General features: G+C 54.1%; 13 protein-coding genes. 3 read left to right on the top strand and 10 right to left on the bottom strand.

Translation table 11 applies throughout. The features are described from left to right. Window positions 1–46 precede the first annotated feature (46 nt). The 4 genes from poxB to ACJY2G_RS09670 form a co-directional block, all read right to left on the bottom strand. Window positions 47–1,768 (bottom strand): ubiquinone-dependent pyruvate dehydrogenase, encoded by a 1,722-nt coding sequence (gene poxB, locus ACJY2G_RS09685; RefSeq protein WP_112287288.1) that lies wholly within the window; start codon window positions 1,766–1,768, stop codon window positions 47–49. A gap of 293 nt (window positions 1,769–2,061) precedes the next feature. Further along, on the bottom strand, window positions 2,062–3,075 hold the full coding sequence (gene hcr / locus ACJY2G_RS09680) for an NADH oxidoreductase (protein WP_430319209.1): 1,014 nt from the start codon (window positions 3,073–3,075) through the stop codon (window positions 2,062–2,064). A 6-nt stretch (window positions 3,076–3,081) separates the two neighbouring features. Continuing rightward, window positions 3,082–4,734 (bottom strand): hydroxylamine reductase, encoded by a 1,653-nt coding sequence (gene hcp, locus ACJY2G_RS09675; RefSeq protein WP_439291671.1) that lies wholly within the window; start codon window positions 4,732–4,734, stop codon window positions 3,082–3,084. A gap of 167 nt (window positions 4,735–4,901) precedes the next feature. Further along, entirely contained in the window at window positions 4,902–5,801 is a 900-nt protein-coding gene (locus tag ACJY2G_RS09670) for a lysine exporter LysO family protein (protein ID WP_112287398.1), read from the bottom strand. A gap of 189 nt (window positions 5,802–5,990) precedes the next feature. Here ACJY2G_RS09670 and ACJY2G_RS09665 point away from each other — a divergent pair, with 189 nt between their 5' ends. Beyond that, window positions 5,991–7,724 (top strand): ATP-dependent nuclease, encoded by a 1,734-nt coding sequence (locus ACJY2G_RS09665; RefSeq protein WP_112287291.1) that lies wholly within the window; start codon window positions 5,991–5,993, stop codon window positions 7,722–7,724. Here ACJY2G_RS09665 and ACJY2G_RS09660 read toward each other — a convergent pair. Beyond that, the gene (locus ACJY2G_RS09660; RefSeq protein ID WP_430319206.1) at window positions 7,721–8,710 is read right to left on the bottom strand and encodes a VirK/YbjX family protein; all 990 of its coding nucleotides are present in this window, start codon (window positions 8,708–8,710) and stop codon (window positions 7,721–7,723) included. The genes ACJY2G_RS09665 and ACJY2G_RS09660 overlap by 4 nt on opposite strands. A gap of 294 nt (window positions 8,711–9,004) precedes the next feature. After that, window positions 9,005–9,226: a cold shock-like protein CspD gene (gene cspD / locus ACJY2G_RS09655; RefSeq protein WP_015696601.1), complete on the bottom strand. Its 222-nt coding sequence runs from the start codon at window positions 9,224–9,226 to the stop codon at window positions 9,005–9,007. Window positions 9,227–9,620: 394 nt separating this feature from the next. Here cspD and clpS point away from each other — a divergent pair, with 394 nt between their 5' ends. After that, window positions 9,621–9,941, top strand: coding sequence for an ATP-dependent Clp protease adapter ClpS (gene clpS / locus ACJY2G_RS09650; RefSeq protein WP_013574769.1), 321 nt, complete (start codon window positions 9,621–9,623; stop codon window positions 9,939–9,941). Between the two features lie 27 nt (window positions 9,942–9,968). Beyond that, the gene (gene clpA, locus ACJY2G_RS09645) at window positions 9,969–12,251 is read left to right on the top strand and encodes an ATP-dependent Clp protease ATP-binding subunit ClpA (RefSeq protein ID WP_112287293.1); all 2,283 of its coding nucleotides are present in this window, start codon (window positions 9,969–9,971) and stop codon (window positions 12,249–12,251) included. Window positions 12,252–12,483: 232 nt separating this feature from the next. Here clpA and infA read toward each other — a convergent pair whose 3' ends face one another. The 4 genes from infA to cydD form a co-directional block, all read right to left on the bottom strand. After that, complete coding sequence (gene infA, locus ACJY2G_RS09640; protein WP_002211347.1) at window positions 12,484–12,702, bottom strand: translation initiation factor IF-1; 219 nt, start codon at window positions 12,700–12,702, stop codon at window positions 12,484–12,486. 93 nt (window positions 12,703–12,795) lie between these two features. Then, window positions 12,796–13,530, bottom strand: a complete 735-nt coding sequence (aat, locus tag ACJY2G_RS09635) for a leucyl/phenylalanyl-tRNA--protein transferase (protein ID WP_430319205.1) — start codon at window positions 13,528–13,530, stop codon at window positions 12,796–12,798. 53 nt (window positions 13,531–13,583) lie between these two features. Further along, window positions 13,584–15,305, bottom strand: coding sequence for a heme ABC transporter ATP-binding protein/permease CydC (gene cydC / locus ACJY2G_RS09630; RefSeq protein WP_430319204.1), 1,722 nt, complete (start codon window positions 15,303–15,305; stop codon window positions 13,584–13,586). A 2-nt stretch (window positions 15,306–15,307) separates the two neighbouring features. Further along, complete coding sequence (cydD, locus tag ACJY2G_RS09625; protein WP_430319203.1) at window positions 15,308–17,074, bottom strand: heme ABC transporter permease/ATP-binding protein CydD; 1,767 nt, start codon at window positions 17,072–17,074, stop codon at window positions 15,308–15,310. Between the last annotated feature and the right edge of the window lie 79 nt (window positions 17,075–17,153).

Genomic DNA, 17,153 nt, shown 5'->3' with positions numbered 1-17,153 from the left:
CTGCATATGAGAGTTTGTCTAATCATGCACTATAGCCCTGTCGGGGTTATCGCAGCCAGTTGGTTTTTGCCAGATCGACCACTTCGTCGCCGCGGCCGCTGATCACTGCGCGCAGCATGTAAAGGCTGAAACCTTTTGCCTGCTCGAATTTAATCTGCGGTGGCATTGCCAGTTCTTCGGTGGCGGTGATCACGTCAATCAGTACCGGCCCTTCGTAGGCGAAGGCATCCTGCAAAGCAGTGTCGATATCAGACGCTTTCTCGACACGGATCCCTTTGATGCCCGCGGCTTCGGCAATGGCGGCGAAATCCGGGTTTTTCAGCTCGGTACCGTCAGTCAGGTAACCGCCTGACTTCATTTCCATTGCCACAAAGCCCAGCACGCTGTTGTTGAAGATGATGATTTTAACCGGCAGCTTTTGCTGCGCCAGCGTCAGGAAATCCCCCATCAGCATCGCGAAACCGCCGTCACCGCACAGCGCAACGACTTGACGTGAGCGGTCGATGGCTTGCGCGCCAATCGCCTGAGGCATGGCGTTCGCCATCGAGCCGTGGTTGAAGGAACCGAGCAAACGGCGCTGGCCGTTCATTTGCAGATAACGACATGCCCACACGGTCGGCGTACCGACGTCGCAGGTGAAAATCGCATCGGCAGCAGCAAAGCGGCTGATCTGCTGTGCCAGATATTGCGGGTGAATGGCCTGCTTGTCGTTCGGCGTGGCCAGCCCGTCGAGATCTTTACGTGCCTCTTCGTAATGCTTCAGCGCTTTGTCGAGGAATTTGCGTTCGTTCTTCACCTGCAACTGCGGCAGAAGGGCGGTCAGGGTAGATTTGATGTCGCCGACCAGCGCCATATCCACGTGACAATGCGCGCCGATGCTGCCCGGATTGATATCAATCTGAATGATTTTGGCATCGGTCGGATAAAACGCCCGATACGGGAATTGCGTGCCGAGCAGGATCAGCGTGTCGGCATTGAGCATGGCGTGGTAACCGGAAGAAAATCCGATCAGACCGGTCATCCCGACGCTGTACGGATTGTCCCATTCGATATGTTCTTTACCGCGCAGCGCATGGACGACAGGCGCTTTCAGGGTTTCAGCCAGCTTAATCACTTCGTCATGCGCACCCGCACAACCGCTGCCGCACATCATCGTAATGTTCGTCGAACCGTTCAGCAGTTCGGCCAGCTTTTCCAGTTCGGTCGGCTGTGGTGTGACTTTAGGCAGTACCGGCGGATACCAGCTGATTTTGGCGTCTTCCGGCGCAGGTTTAAGCGCCACGTCGCCTGGCAGCACAATCACGGACACGCCACGGTTGAGAATGGCTTTGCGCATGGCAATCGCCAGCACCTGCGGCAACTGTTCGGGATTACTGATCAGCTCGCAGTAGTGGCTGCATTCGCGGAATAATTCTGTCGGATGGGTTTCCTGAAAATAGCCGCTGCCGATTTCGCTCGACGGAATATGCGCGGCAATCGCCACCACCGGAACGTGATTACGGTGGCAGTCGAACAGGCCGTTGATCAGATGCAGGTTGCCGGGCCCGCAGGAACCGGCGCACACCGCCAGTTCACCGGTAATTTGCGCTTCGGCACCGGCGGCAAAGGCGGCGACTTCTTCATGGCGCGTGCCCAGCCATTCAATAGTCCCCATGCGGTTCAGGCTATCGCTGAGTCCGTTCAGGGAGTCGCCGGTGACGCCCCAGATCCTTTTTACGCCTGCTGCTTCAAGAGTTTTCGCCAGGTATGCTGCTACGCTTTGTTTCATAGTCACTCCGGTGCGCCCGTCATCCTTCGAGCTGCCTCTGCGTAGGCTGCTTTCGCGAACCCCGGTCACATACTTATGTATGCTCCCGGGAATTCACTCAGTTGCCGCCTTGATCCAACTCGAATGATTAGGGCTAATTTTCAAATAAGTGGATTAAGCATAGTCCACTGATTACATCCTTGAATGTTCAGCCTTAAACCATACAAAAATATGCGCAGGAGGGAGGTGAAGAATTGTAAATCTGCCCGCGAAGACTGTAAAAAGTCATGTGCGGGCAGTGCGTTAATGTGTGATCAGGCGAGGGTGACGTCACCCTGAAGCTGACAGCTACAGGCCAGCACATAACCCCGGGCGACTTCTTCATCGGTCAGCGTCATGCGGCTGGTAGTCTGGTAATCACCGGAAAGTATCCGGGTTTTACAACTGCCGCAGACGCCTGCACGGCAGGCAGCGGTGACAGGCAAATTGTGCTGTTCCATGGCAGCCAGCAATGTCGTTCCCACCGGAACGCGGTAATTCTGCAAAGGCGTCAGGCGGGTCAGGGTCAGTTGCTGATCGGCAGATACCACGGTTTCAGTCGCCTGAAATTGCTCTTTGACGATGTTGCCCGCCGCCACACCGAGTTCTTTTGCCCAGTCACCCGCCAGTTGCATATAGGGCGCGGGGCCACAAATCATCACGCGTCGTGTCTTAATATCCGGCACCCGGCTTTGCAGTAAATCCTGACTCAGACGCCCGGCGATTTGCCCCGGCAGTGCACCATTTTCAGCAAGAAGGGTCAGATTCAGTTGCGGATAGCGCGCCGCCAGCTGCTGCCATTCGCTGGCAAAGATAATGTCCTGCGGGCTGCGCACGCTGTAAAACACCTGCACGCTTTGCGCCGGATGATGTGCCAGAATATCGCGCGTGATCGACATCACCGGCGTTACGCCGCAACCTGCAGCCAGTAATAGCAAGGGCTGTTCCGTGTCGCAGGTGAATTCCCCTTGCGCGTCACTCAACCACAGATAATCACCGGGTTTTACCTGCTCATTCAGCCACTCTGAACCTGCGCCTCCTTCAATGCGGCGCACCGTCAGCTGAATAAAACGGCTCTGACCCGGTGTGGAAGACAGCGTATATGCGCGCTGTACGTCGCCACTCTGACCAATATTGACCAGCGCAAACTGACCAGGACGATACGGATACACATCGTGATTTATCAGCGCCAGCGTGCGGACATCCGGTGTTTCCTGCGTGACGGAATACACCTGCATGCGGTTCTGGCACACCACGGTCGGCTGATCGGGAAATAAAGGAAAATTCATTTCAGCTTACTCCGGCAGCATGGTTTTCAGATCCTGCTCAACCGAAGTGATTGCGCGCAGGCCAAATTTTTCATTCAGGATTGCCAGCAGGTTATCGGTCAGGAAGGCAGGTGCCGTCGGACCGGTAGCGATATTTTTTACGCCGAGCGACAGCAGCGTCAGCAGGATCACAATGGCTTTTTGTTCAAACCAGGAAAGCACCAGACTCAGCGGTAAATCATTCACACCGCAGCCTAATTTCTCGGCCAGATTGACCGCAAGAATAATGGCAGAGTAGGCGTCGTTACACTGGCCGACGTCCAGCAGGCGCGGCAGGCCTTCGATGGAACCGAAATCCAGTTTGTTAAAACGGTATTTGCCACAGGCCAGCGTCATGATCAGGCAATCCTGCGGCACGCTGCGTGCCAGATCGGTGAAGTAACTGCGCTCGCCGCGGCTGCCGTCGCACCCGCCGATCAGGAAGATATGGCGCAGTTTTTTAGCGGCGACGAGATCAATCACGGTATCCGCCGCGCCGAGCAATGTCTGGCGGCCAAATCCGACCGTTATTTCCTGCTCAATTTCGCTGTAACGAAAGCCCGGAAGCTGCAAGGCCTGCGCAATCACCGGCGCAAAATCTTCACCTTCCAGATGCTGGACGCCCGGCCAGCCGACGATGCTGCGTGTCCAGATCCGGTCGCCGTAGTTGCCGACGTTCGGGTCAATAATGCAGTTGGACGTCATCACCACCGGCCCCGGGAATTTCGCGAATTCCACCTGCTGATTTTGCCAGCCGCTGCCGTAGTTACCGGCCAGATGCGGGAATTTTTTCAGTTCAGGATAACCGTGTGCCGGCAGCATTTCGCCGTGGGTATAAATATTGATGCCGGTACCGGCGGTTTGCTCGAGCAGCATCTGCAAATCTTTCAGGTCGTGGCCTGAAATCAGAATCGCTTTACCCGCCAGCGGACGGACATTGACGTTGGTCGGCTGAGGGTGACCATAGGCATCGGTTTCGCCCTTATCCAGAATTTCCATCACACCAAAATTCATTTTGCCGATTGCCATCGCGTTTGCGAGCAGTTCACCCATGTCCGCAGGCTGCGTGCCTAACCACGCCATCAGACGGTGATATTCGGCGTAAATGGCGGGGTCAGACTGCCCCAGAACGTGGGCATGTTCCATATACGCCGCTGCACCTTTCAGGCCGTACAAACACAGCATCCGCAGACCATGAATGTCATCGCCAATCTGCGCTTTGTCGCCGTTCAGCGCAAACTGCTGCGCCTGTTGTTGCAGCTCATGGAGGCTATCGCTGACCAGTTCCAGCGAGGCCAGCGGATGGCTGACGGTGATTTGCGGATCCATCAGGCGGCAACGCACGGCCAGAGATTCGCGGTGGATTATGGCTTCACGGGCATAGCCGACGATGCGGTCAGAGTCGAAATTCACATTAGTCAGGGTGGAGAAAAAGGCGCGGGGCGCGAAGCTGTCGATCTCTTCATCGATAATCCCGTAGCCTCGTGCGGTCAGCGCCCAGGCGGACAGGCCTTCGAGCACGGCGACCAGTAAGTCTTGTAAATCAGAGGTTTCTGCCGTTTTGCCACACATTCCCTGCGCATAAGCGCAGCCGTTGCCCGCCGGGGTACGGACTGTTTGTTCACATTGCACACAAAACATAATGAGGTCCTTTTTAAAGTTGCATTTAGAATGCTTGTTTTAATGCAAGCCTAAAACTGGCAGGGACAGAAATGAAGGGGTTTTTAGGACTAAGTGAAGGGGAATTGATTTATCGCAAGTTTTACAGGGGAGTTGCCCGCTGCCGGAAAGCAGCGGGAAAACATGTGTCAGGCGGAGAAGAATGCCATCAGCACAGGCGCTATCAGGCTTAATACGAATCCATGAACGACGGCGGGCGGAACCATATCCAGGCCGCCACTGCGCTGTAGCACCGGCAGGGTGAAGTCCATTGACGTGGCACCGCACAAGCCGAGCGCCGTCGAGCGGCTGGTACGCACCAGTGTCGGGATCAGCATAATGGCGCACAGTTCGCGGGCCAGATCGTTAAAGAACGCGGCGCTGCCGATCACCGGGCCAAAAGAATCGGTAAGCACAATGCCGGAAAGCGAATACCAGCCGTAGCCGGAGGCGAGCGCCAGACCGGTTTTCAGCGGCAGGCCGAGCAATAACGCGGCGATTGCACCACCGGCTAACGCACTGACGGCGACCACCACCCCGACCATCATTCCGCGACGGTTAAGGATAATCTGGCGCAGCGTCATGCTGCTGTTGCGAAGCTGTATGCCGACCAGTGCCAGCAGGAATAACAGCGCAATTTCGCTGGCCTGCGAGGCGAAGGTCAGCCAGTGCCATTGGGTCAGGCCGAGGGCGAAACCACCGATCACCACACCGCATAACTTTAAAGATTCCAGCGCCATGTGAATACGCGACGGCAGTTTTTCCTGTTTGTGCTCTGATTTCCACGGACGGCGGCGTTCGAGCAGCCACAACGCGGCGTAGTTCATCACAAAAATGCACAGGAAACAGACCGCCGCATATTTGAAAATCAGCAGTAAATTTGTGCTGAGATTATCGAGGAAAGCCAGACTGATGCCCATAATGAAAAGGATGACGTACACCATCCAGCTCAGCAACTGATTAACAATATGCAGCAGGGGCCGGTTTTTTAGCGGAATAAGGTAGCCGGCGATCAGCGGCAGGAGAATAATTAACAGCCCGGAATACATGATGCAAAAGTCCCTGAAAAGTGAGATCCCATAAGTGGAACGCGGCGCAGAAAAGGCCGCCCGCCACGCTAACGAAAAGTTATCTGACTGTAAAGCAGCTTCGGCACGCAGAGATATCTTTGCACGCTTGACCTGAACCATTTTTTAACGCCATGCTCAGGAAAGTTTTGAGCGCACAGGAGGCGTCTGATGTATCTGGAACGTATTGATATTGTCGGTTTTCGCGGCATTAACCGCCTGTCTTTAACGTTGACACAGCCCGCTCAACGTGGCGCATCGATTACCGGCGCCTCCCGACAGGGGGAGGGCGAATCCTTTCCGACCAACACCGTTCTCATCGGTGAGAATGCCTGGGGTAAATCCAGTCTGCTCGACGCGTTAACTCTGCTGCTTTCCCCGGAACCCAAACTGTACTGCTTTAAAGAAGAGGATTTCTATTTCCCCGCCGGCGAGGAGGAATCCAAATCCCAGTACCTGCACGTGGTATTTACGTTCTGTGAGAATCAGGCCGGTCATCATATGTCGCCGCGGTTTAATTCACTCTCACCGCTTTGGGTGAAATGTGCCGACAAACTCAACCGGATTTATTACCGGCTGGAAGGCGAACTCGACGACGATGGCAGCGTCATGACGCTGCGCAGCTTCCTGTCGTCCAGCGGTCAGCCTTTAAATCTGACGACGATTGATCCGCTGGCGCAGGCGCTGATCCGCCTCAATCCGGTATTACGTTTACGCGATGCGCGTTTTATCCGCCGTCTGCGCAGTGAAACACTGGCGCCACGGCTGGCGGCTAATAACGAAGAACTGGCTAAACAACTGGATGAACTGACACGGGAGCTGGTCCACAGCCCGCAGACGCTGAAAAACAGCGAACTGCGTAGCGGGCTTTCGGCGATGCAGCAGTTGCTGGAACATTATTTTGCCGAGCAGGGGACATCGAACAGCGTGCCGTGGCAGCAAAAACGTCATGGCCGCGCAGAAAGCCGCCGGGCATGGCGTTCTCTGGATAACATCAACCGTATGATTGCCGAACCCAACAGCCGCAGTATGCGGGTGATGCTGCTTGGCATGTTCTCGACGCTGTTACAGGCCAAAGGCTCAGTGGTGTTGCATCCCGATGCCAGACCGCTGTTGCTTATTGAAGACCCCGAAACCCGCCTGCATCCGATCATGCTTTCTGTCGCGTGGGGCCTGCTGGATCAGCTGCCGTTGCAGCGGATCACCACCACCAATTCCGGCGATTTGCTCTCACTGGTACCGGTCGAACAAATTTGTCGTCTGGTGCGTGAATCCGGTCGCGTGGCGGCGTATGGCATTGGTCCGGAAGGGCTGAGTCTGGAAGACAGCCGCCGCATTGCGTTTCATATTCGCTTTAACCGGCCGTCTTCTTTGTTCGCCCGTTGCTGGTTGCTGGTTGAAGGGGAAACGGAAGTCTGGTTGCTGAATCAGCTGGCGCGGCAATGTGGTTATCATTTTGAATCTGAAGGGATAAAGGTGATCGAATTTGCTCAGTGCGGGCTCAAGCCGTTGCTGCGTTTTGCCCGGCAAATGGGCATTGAATGGCATGCGCTGGTCGATGGTGATGAAGCGGGGCGAAAATACGCGGCGACGGTGATGGCTAATGTGGAAAGCCATGAAGATACGTTGCGTTACCGGCTGACGGCCTTACCCGCGCAGGACATTGAATACTTTCTGTATCGCGAGGGTTTTGAAGATGTTTACCGCAAGAATGCGGGAATACCGGATAACGCGCCAATGTCGCCAAGGCGCATTCTTGATAAAGCTGTTCACCGTAGTTCGAAGCCGGATCTGGCAATAGACGTGGCGATGGCGGCATCGTTACGGGGAACCTCATCGATTCCCCCGTTGCTGCGACAGATGTTTTCCCGCGTGGCCTGGCTGGCGCGCGGGAGAGCCGATTAAGCAGCCTGAGTTTGGGCGACAGTAACCGGATTGCCGTGTCCGCTGGTGAATGTCTGGCGGATCTGGCTTTCCAGGTCATCTAACAGCAGATAACGGCGGCGGTACTCGGAACGGCGTTTACTGGCGATTTCTTCCAGCGGGCGGTGCGCAATCTGGCGCGGCAGATGGAAATAACCGTCTTCGCCCTGTTTTGCATCCAGCGTTTCCCAGAAGCTGTCGTAATCGGCATACACCATTCCTTTACGTTTTTTGTAACGCGGATCCTCATAAATATGCGTGTGGTTGCCGACGGCAATCAGTTGCGTCATGCCTGTTACATCCGCCAGCGTTGTCAGCGCTTCAATCACCAGACGTTTCGGGAACAACCCATGGCAGGCTTTAGTAGCTGTCTGAATTTCCTGGTGATCCACATGGGCGCGCGGCCCCTGCAATGCGCCAATAAACAGCGTCGGCTGACCCTGATACTCAATAAAAGAGAACGTCACGATAGCTATCGGTTCTCCCTGCGGATTATTGAAGGACAGCGTCGCTTCGCCTTCTTTATCCAGACGGCTGACGGCGTTAAAGGTGATGGCATAACGCTGTTCTTCTTTACCGGTCAGGGTGGCTATCGCCATCGGTTTTTTATTCAGATAGCCGTGATTAATGGCGTCCGGCAGGCAGTCCTGAATCATATCGTAATGATCGGTGATCCGCTTCAGGGCCTGAGCCTGATTGATATTGGCTGCCTGATAGGTGCGATGTAATTTCGCTGGCAGGCCGGGCATTGCCAACAGAATTTCATCACGTTGCGGATGCTGCGCCAGATAATCGAGCAGTGCAAACGTTCTGCGCGGCTGCTTCAGCGTGCGGAAAAGGAATTTAAGGCGATAGCGCGGTAATTTCCAGGACGGCCCCGGCGTGATGCGGTTGGTGAGGAGTGCCTTCATCAACTGCAAGCCTGAAAGCGGGGCTTTTTCTACGCCAGGATAATGGAGAGTCGTCATGGTCTTTACCTGTTATTTGCAACCGGGTTTTTGTTACCGATATTTCAACAGGAGATGCATAAACGACTGTGCAACGGGGAAAAGTATGGAGAAATTGAACGTGATTTGTTGAGATTGTGTTTAGATTTGATTTTGTTTATGTCGTGTCTTAGCAATTGGTGTCTAAAAAATGTACTTTATTTTCGTAAAGAGGGCTTGAAGCCTGAGCCATTCTCCCCCATAAATAAAAATGCCAGTCAGTGAGTGACCGGCATTTGCAGTAGACGTGTTATTTGATACGTGATGCTGAACCGGTCAGGCGACCGCTTCACTTTCCACAGGAATAATGAGGCTGGCATGATTCCCCTTTGGGCCTTCATGAACGTCGAAATTGACCTGCTGGCCGGCTTTTAAAGTCCGGTAACCCTCCATCTGTATTGTGGAGTAGTGAGCGAAGATGTCTTCACCGCCATTTTGCGGGCAAATGAAGCCAAAGCCTTTAGCATTATTGAACCATTTAACCGTACCCGTCTGCATGCTTCTACATCCCTCTCATGACTAGTCTGGTAGTAAATAGATAAAGCCAGTTGAGTGAGCACGTAGGCCAGAACGTCGGCGATAAGCGCCTGTTCAGGCCGGTTTAAACCCCGTCCGGCTCACGAATTTACACTCTAGTGGAATAGATAAAGACGTCAAGGAAACGGCATTTGTCCCGGGGGAGCAGATGACCAAAGTTTGAAGCAGGTAACGCTATTGACATATTTTGTTAAATTTTCATCCGCGTTATCGGTTGCACGTAAAACATTTTGTGCAGCGGCAAGGTGAGGCCAGAGATGGTAAAATACGGTAATAACGGCGTGAGGCTCTGCAGAAAGCCTTCATGCTTGTGTATTTGGCTTCCGATACGATCTTCACAGGTGATGAACAGGCAATGGGCAATAATCAAGACTGGCTAAATTTTGAACATTTGGCGGCGGATAAGCAAAAGGATGAGGTAAAACCGCCATCTATGTATAAAGTTATATTAAACAACGACGATTACACTCCAATGGAATTTGTGATTGACGTTCTGCAAAAGTTCTTTTCTTATGATATTGAACGTGCAACGCAACTGATGCTCCAGGTGCACTACAGAGGCAAAGCGATATGCGGTGTTTATACAGCCGAAGTCGCCGAAACCAAGGTCGCACACGTAAATGAGTACGCCAAGGAGAATGAGCATCCGTTGCTGTGTACGCTGGAAAAAGCCTGATTAAGGCAATCTATTTGGGAGGTGCCTATGCTCAATCAAGAACTTGAACTCAGTCTCAACATGGCTTTCGCAAGAGCCCGTGAGCACCGGCATGAGTTTATGACCGTGGAGCACCTGTTGCTGGCGTTGCTCAGCAACCCTGCTGCCCGTGAAGCGCTTGAAGCTTGTACAGTCGATCTGGTGGCATTACGCCAGGAGCTGGAAGCCTTCATCGAGCAAACCACACCCACCTTACCCGCCAGTGAAGAGGAACGTGACACCCAGCCTACGCTGAGTTTCCAGCGCGTTCTGCAACGTGCGGTATTCCACGTGCAATCTTCTGGCCGCAGCGAAGTTTCTGGCGCTAACGTTCTGGTCGCGATTTTCAGCGAACAGGAATCTCAGGCAGCCTATCTCCTGCGCAAACATGACGTCAGCCGCCTTGATGTGGTGAACTTTATTTCGCATGGCACCCGTAAAGATGAATCGGGCAGCCAGGCGCAAAACAATGCGGAAAACCCAGTTAACGAAGAGCAGTCGGCGGGGGAAGATCGTATGGAGAACTTCACCACTAATCTCAACCAGTTAGCGCGTGTAGGTGGTATTGACCCGCTGATTGGCCGTGACAAAGAACTGGAGCGCGCCATTCAGGTGCTCTGCCGTCGCCGTAAGAATAACCCGCTGCTGGTGGGTGAATCCGGCGTGGGTAAAACTGCGATTGCCGAAGGTCTGGCATGGCGAATCGAGCAGGGCGATGTGCCGGAAGTGATGGCCGACTGCACCCTGTATTCTCTGGATATCGGTTCGTTGCTGGCGGGCACTAAATACCGCGGTGATTTCGAAAAACGTTTCAAATCTCTGCTGAAACAGCTGGAGCAGGATAAGAACAGCATCCTGTTTATTGATGAAATTCACACGATCATTGGTGCCGGTGCGGCATCGGGCGGTCAGGTGGATGCCGCAAACCTCATCAAGCCATTGCTTTCCAGCGGGAAAATCCGCGTGATCGGTTCCACCACGTATCAGGAATTCAGCAATATCTTTGAGAAAGACCGTGCTCTGGCACGTCGCTTCCAGAAAATTGATATTACTGAGCCAAGCGTGGAAGAAACGGTTCAGATCATTAACGGCCTGAAAACCAAATACGAAGCGCATCACGATGTGCGTTACACCGCGAAAGCGGTGCGAGCGGCAGTTGAGTTGTCGGTCAAGTATATCAATGACCGTCATCTGCCGGACAAAGCCATCGACGTCATCGACGAAGCGGGCGCGCGCAGCCGGTTAATGCCGGTCAGCAAACGCAAGAAAACCGTTAACGTCAGCGATATTGAAAGCGTTGTGGCGCGTATTGCCCGCATTCCGGAAAAAACCGTGTCTGCGACAGACCGCGATGTGCTGAAAAATCTGGGCGACCGTCTGAAAATGCTGGTCTTCGGACAGGATCCTGCGATTGAAGCACTGACTGAAGCGATCAAGATGAGCCGCGCCGGTCTGGGTCAGGATCACAAGCCTGTCGGTTCGTTCCTGTTCGCCGGTCCTACCGGTGTGGGTAAAACAGAAGTCACGGTGCAACTGGCGAAAGCGCTGGATATCGAACTGCTGCGCTTTGATATGTCGGAATACATGGAGCGTCATACGGTCAGTCGTCTGATCGGTGCGCCTCCGGGTTATGTCGGCTTTGACCAGGGCGGTTTGCTGACGGATGCGGTGATTAAACATCCTCACGCCGTCGTGCTGCTCGATGAAATCGAGAAGGCGCATCCGGATGTCTTCAACCTGCTGTTGCAGGTGATGGACAACGGCACGCTGACCGATAACAACGGGCGCAAGGCCGATTTCCGTAACGTGATTTTGGTAATGACCACTAACGCCGGTGTGCGTGAAACGGAACGTAAATCGATTGGTCTGATTCATCAGGACAACAGTCCGGATGCGATGGAAGAGATCAAGCGTACCTTTACGCCGGAATTCCGTAACCGTCTTGACAACGTTATCTGGTTCAACCATCTGTCTACGGAAGTTATCCAGCAGGTTGTCGATAAGTTTATCGTTGAACTGCAGGCGCAGCTGGATGCGAAAGGCGTTTCTCTGGAAGTCAGCGATGAAGCTCGCGACTGGCTGACCGTGAAAGGCTACGACCGTGCGATGGGTGCGCGTCCGATGACCCGTACCGTTCAGGAAAACCTGAAGAAACCACTCGCCAACGAACTGCTGTTTGGTTCACTGGTGGATGGTGGTTCCGTCTCTGTGGCTCTGGATAAAGCGGCTGACAAGCTGACTTATCACTTCATGAGTGCGCAGAAGAAAAAACCGGAAGGTGCGGTGCATTAATTTTCATCTGTGATGAAAAAAACAAAAGGCGATGTGAAAACATCGCCTTTTTTCTTTCCGAAATTCTTTATTTAATTGCAGTAATTAGTGAGGGATTTCAGAAAGGATAGTGGAATACATCGTGGAACAAATGCCGGATTGCGGATACCACAAAACGCCCTTGCAACAGCAGGAAGGGCGAAAAGGGTATCCTCAGGTATCGCCGGAAAATCAGCGATGAGTGAGCCGCTTATTAACGACTACGGAAGACAATGCGGCCTTTGCTCAGGTCGTACGGGGTCAGCTCTACAGTGACTTTGTCGCCCGTCAGGATGCGGATGTAGTTCTTACGCATTTTACCGGAGATGTGTGCGGTAACTACGTGTCCGTTTTCTAATTCTACGCGGAACATAGTGTTTGGCAGCGTATCAAGTACGGTGCCTTGCATTTCAATGTTGTCTTCTTTGGCCATCGAATCCTCTAGGTCTAACTACCATAGTTTTTAACCGGCAAGATAATGCCGAAAAACCCACATTATGTAAAGAAGTATGGTCCATGACCGCACCTATTCCCTATCCTTCGGGAACACCGGCAGGTCTTCATCATGTGGGGATAAGTCTTGTGGCAACCAGCAATCCGGCGCTAACGCGCGTTGCGAAAGTTCGGATAACTGCTGCAAAAATTGGCGGCGGGGGATCTCTCTCGCACCCAGCGACGCAGTGTGAGGGTTGAGCACCTGACAGTCAATCAGTTCTCCACCATTGCGGGAAAAATGTTGGCAAAAAACCATCAGCGCGGCTTTTGAAGCGTTTTCACGGCGACTGAACATCGACTCGCCGCAAAATAACCCGCCAACAGAAACACCGTATAATCCGCCAACCAGTTCATTTCCTTCCCAGACTTCAACTGAATGCGCACGTCCGGCTTCATGCAATTCCTGATAACCGCGCTGAACCAGCGGTCCGATCCAGGTACCGTCCTCACGCTGCATGGCACACGCGCGTATGACATTTTCAAATTGCTGGTTAAGTGTGAAACGAAAAGGCATTTTGCGCATGAAACGTTTCAGACTCCGGCTGACGTGACGTTCATCCGGAACTAAAATTGCACGGGGGTCGGGTGACCACCAGAGGATCATCTCTCCCGGTTCAAACCAGGGGAAAACGCCGTACTGATACGCGGAAAGCAGGCGAGGGGCGGTGAGATCACCCCCGATAGCCAGCAGGCCATTCGGCTCCTGCAAGGCAGTTTCAGGATCCGGAAAATTAACCGAATTGGCCTCAAGCTTTACTAACCGCATAGATCTCCTTATCCGGCGACTCACGGGCCGCCGCTAAACTGGCAACTACGACGTCAGGTACGTGACAAAAACCGCGCATACCGGCCCTGTGCAGCAATTAACGACGCATGATCACCTTGCTCCACAATCTGACCTTCTTCCATGACGCAAATCCTGTCGAAAGTTTCCAGACCGTGCAGCCGGTGCGTCACTAAGAGTAGCGTTTTATTCTGACAATGCTTGTGCAGCAGTGCCAAAATATGTTGTTCCGTTTCCGCATCAAGCCCTTCTGTCGGTTCATCGAGCAACCACAGCGGAGCGTCATGCAGCAAAGCACGCGCCAGCCCGATACGACGCTGTTCACCACCGGAAAGCTGACGCCCGCCTTCACCGAGCCAGGCGTTCAGGCCTTCATTTTTCAGCAACACATCTAAATCAACCTGTCTCAGGGCTTCCGCGATCTGCTCATCGGTGCATTGCGGTGATGCTATACGCAGGTTTTCGCGCAGCGTAGTGTTAAAGACATGTGCGCGCTGACTGACAACGGTGATCATCTTACGCAGCGTTGCTTCATCGTAGTCACCGATAGCATGACCGTTGATTTCAAGCGTGCCGCGGGTGATATCCCAGCCGCGGGTCAGCAATTGCAGCAAGGTGGATTTGCCACACCCGGTCTGGCCGAGCAGGGCAATATGTTCACCGGCCCGGACATCCAGCGTGACGTTTTTCAGCACCGGAAGCGGTTGTCCGGGATAGGTGAAGTTCAGATTTTGCAGCGACAGGCTGACGTGTTCAGCGGCAACAGGACCTTGTGTCGGGAAGGTTACGTCTGCGGGCTGGTCAATAATCTGGCTGACGCGCTGAGCGGAAGCGATGACTTGCCCCAGATGCTGGAATGCCGCAGCGACCGGCCCCAGCGCTTCGAAAGCGGCCAGCGGAGTAAATACGAACAAAGCAATCAGTGCGCCGGGCTGCGGGAACTGGCAGATGCCACCCGCGGCCAGCCACAGCATTAGCGTCACGGTCAGACCGGCTGCTGCAATCACCATCGCCTGCGACAAACCGGTCAGTTTTGCCTGCTGCTGCTGGCGCAACATCCAGCGGCGCTCGATATCGTTCAGTTGCTGGCGGAATCGTGGCTGAGCGCCAAAGACCACCAGCTCGGACTGACCCTGTAACCATGACGTCAGCTGCATGCGGTAATCACTGCGCAGCGCCGTCAGTTCGCGGCCAGCCGGTTTACCCGCCCGGTAGAAAATCACTGGAAGAAGTAGCATCAGCACCAGCATGATCGCACCGAGGGTCAGCGCCAGCTTAACATCGAGGAAACTCAGGCCAAACGTCACCAGCAGGATTACCACCAGTGCACTTACCAGCGGAGAAATCACCCGCAGATACAAATGGTCCAGCGTATCGACATCGGCCACCAGCCGGTTCAGTAAATCGGCCTGACGAAAACGGGCAATACCGCCCGGAGACAGCGGCATGATTTTGGTGAAAGTAAACACGCGCAGATGTGCGAGCACACGGAATGTCGCGTCGTGGCTGACCAGACGCTCGGCATAGCGGCCTGCAGTACGAAATATCGCAGCCCCGCGCACACCGGCGGCAGGAAGCATGTAGTTGAAACTGTATAAACCGGCGATACCCGCCACGGCGGAGGCCGCGAGGAACCATCCCGAAAGCGTCAGCAGCCCGATGCTCGCCAGTAAAGTGACGATAGCCAGAATGATGCCCAGAGACAGGCGGAACCAGTGACGGCGATACAGCGCGAGATAAGGCAGAAGAGTTTTCATGTTTACAGCTCCTTATTCCGCTGAGAAAGCAGGCTGGCGAATAAACCATCCTGAGCCACCAGTTGCGCGAAGGTGCCGCGCTCGGCGATCAGGCCTTTATCCATCACCCAGATTTCGTTGTAGTCCCGGGTGTCTTCCAGCTGATGCGTCACCAGCAGGGAGGTTTGTGCTTTAGACGCGTCGTTCAGCGCGCTCATTACCCGTTTTTCGCTGTGTGCGTCGAGGCTGGCGGTGGGTTCATCAAGCAGTAATAAACTGCACGGCGAGAGCAGGGCGCGGGCTACGGCCACGCGCTGCGCCTGACCGATGGATAAACGCGCCGCGCTGTCGCCCAGTTCGGTTTCCAGTCCCTGCGGTAACAGCGGCAGGAATTCACTCACATACGCACGGTCGATGGCAGACTGAAGCTGTTCATCGCTGACATCCGGCTGATTGAGCAGAATGTTGGCACGCAGGGTTTGTTCGGGCAGATGTGGGTTCTGGCCGACCCAGCTCAGCTGTTTACGCCATTCATCGTTGCGTAATGATTTCAGTTCCATACCGCTGACGGTAACGGAACCCTGATAAGGCAGGAAGCCGAGCAGGGCGTTTAGCAATGAACTTTTACCCGCACCGCTCAGGCCAACGATGGCGATACGTTGTCCTGCCGGAATACTGAAGGTCAGCGGACCGGCCAGCGTTTTACCCTGCGGCGACTGAATAATCAGATCGCGGGCTTCCAGATCAACCGTTTTACCGGCCGGGAAATTCTGATCACCGTCACCCATATCGGCACTTTCAGCGCTCAGGAACGTCACCAGACTTTCTGCTGCGCCGACGGCCTGCGCTTTGGCGTGATAAAACGCGCCCAGATCACGCAGAGGCTGGAAAAACTCCGGGGCAAGTATCAGCACCAGAAAACCGGCGAAAAGGGTCACAGGCGTGCCGTAGCTGCCAAAGTTCAGTTCGCCGAGATAAGAGAAACCGAAATACACCGCGACAACCGCAATGGAGATGGAAGCGAAGAATTCCAGGACTGCGGAAGATAAAAAGGCCAGACGCAGAACGTCCATTGTGCGTGCGCGAAAGTGTTCCGTTGAGCGTTTGATCTGGTCGATTTCTGCCGTCCCGCGGTGGAACAGGCGAAGCGTATCCAGACCGCGCAGACTGTCGAGGAAGTTTCCGCTCAGACGTGCCAGCGCGACAAAGTTGCGGCGGTTAGCATCTGCCGCACCCATTCCAACCAGCGCCATAAACAGCGGGATCAGCGGTGCGGTAACCAGCAGGATCAGCCCTGCGGCCCAGTTAATCGGGAAGACGCTGACTAAAATCAGCAGAGGAATAATACCGGCAAGTGCAATTTGTGGCAGATATCGGGAATAGTAATCCTGCATATCTTCGATTTGTTCAAGAATGATGCTGGCCCAGCTGCCCGCCGGTTTGCCCTGGATCCATGCAGGACCCAGTTTTTCCAGACGATCCAGCACCAGTTTACGCATTTCCTGTCGGATAACGCGTCCGCAGATAAAGCCCACCTGTTCACGTAGCCAGGTCACGACGGCACGCAACACAAAGGTGAGTGCCATTAACAGGAAACTTTGCAGCAGCGCATCACGCGGAGTGTGCTCGATAATCAGGCTGTGCAGTAATCCGGCCATCAGCCAGGCCTGTGCGAGGATCAGTAAACCAGAAAGCAGACCCAGCATCATAGACAGTCGGATCCAGCCTTTGGCGCGGGAGCTTTGTTGTTTTAACCAGCGGGTAAGTTCTTGTTGTCGTGTTTTATTCATCAGGCTTCAGTCTGTGCAGCAATCCGGATGGGAGGGCGCTTATGTTACATGCTCAGACCGCAAACTGAAAATATGAAAA

The sequence above is a fragment of the Rahnella sp. ATs2 genome (assembly GCF_051851855.1).
Classification (GTDB): Bacteria; Pseudomonadota; Gammaproteobacteria; order Enterobacterales; family Enterobacteriaceae; genus Rahnella; species Rahnella variigena.
Note: the sequence above shows the minus strand (reverse complement) of the source record. Positions and strands in the feature narration are given on the sequence as shown.

Coding starts and splice junctions, on each gene's coding strand:
- clpS (WP_013574769.1), top strand. CDS start 9,621: ATGGGCAATAATCAAGACTGGCTAAATTTTGAACATTTGGCGGCGGAT.
- ACJY2G_RS09665 (WP_112287291.1), top strand. CDS start 5,991: ATGTATCTGGAACGTATTGATATTGTCGGTTTTCGCGGCATTAACCGC.
- aat (WP_430319205.1), bottom strand. CDS start 13,530: ATGCGGTTAGTAAAGCTTGAGGCCAATTCGGTTAATTTTCCGGATCCT.
- clpA (WP_112287293.1), top strand. CDS start 9,969: ATGCTCAATCAAGAACTTGAACTCAGTCTCAACATGGCTTTCGCAAGA.
- cydD (WP_430319203.1), bottom strand. CDS start 17,074: ATGAATAAAACACGACAACAAGAACTTACCCGCTGGTTAAAACAACAA.
- hcr (WP_430319209.1), bottom strand. CDS start 3,075: ATGAATTTTCCTTTATTTCCCGATCAGCCGACCGTGGTGTGCCAGAAC.
- ACJY2G_RS09660 (WP_430319206.1), bottom strand. CDS start 8,710: ATGACGACTCTCCATTATCCTGGCGTAGAAAAAGCCCCGCTTTCAGGC.
- hcp (WP_439291671.1), bottom strand. CDS start 4,734: ATGTTTTGTGTGCAATGTGAACAAACAGTCCGTACCCCGGCGGGCAAC.
- poxB (WP_112287288.1), bottom strand. CDS start 1,768: ATGAAACAAAGCGTAGCAGCATACCTGGCGAAAACTCTTGAAGCAGCA.
- infA (WP_002211347.1), bottom strand. CDS start 12,702: ATGGCCAAAGAAGACAACATTGAAATGCAAGGCACCGTACTTGATACG.
- cspD (WP_015696601.1), bottom strand. CDS start 9,226: ATGCAGACGGGTACGGTTAAATGGTTCAATAATGCTAAAGGCTTTGGC.
- ACJY2G_RS09670 (WP_112287398.1), bottom strand. CDS start 5,801: ATGTATTCCGGGCTGTTAATTATTCTCCTGCCGCTGATCGCCGGCTAC.
- cydC (WP_430319204.1), bottom strand. CDS start 15,305: ATGAAAACTCTTCTGCCTTATCTCGCGCTGTATCGCCGTCACTGGTTC.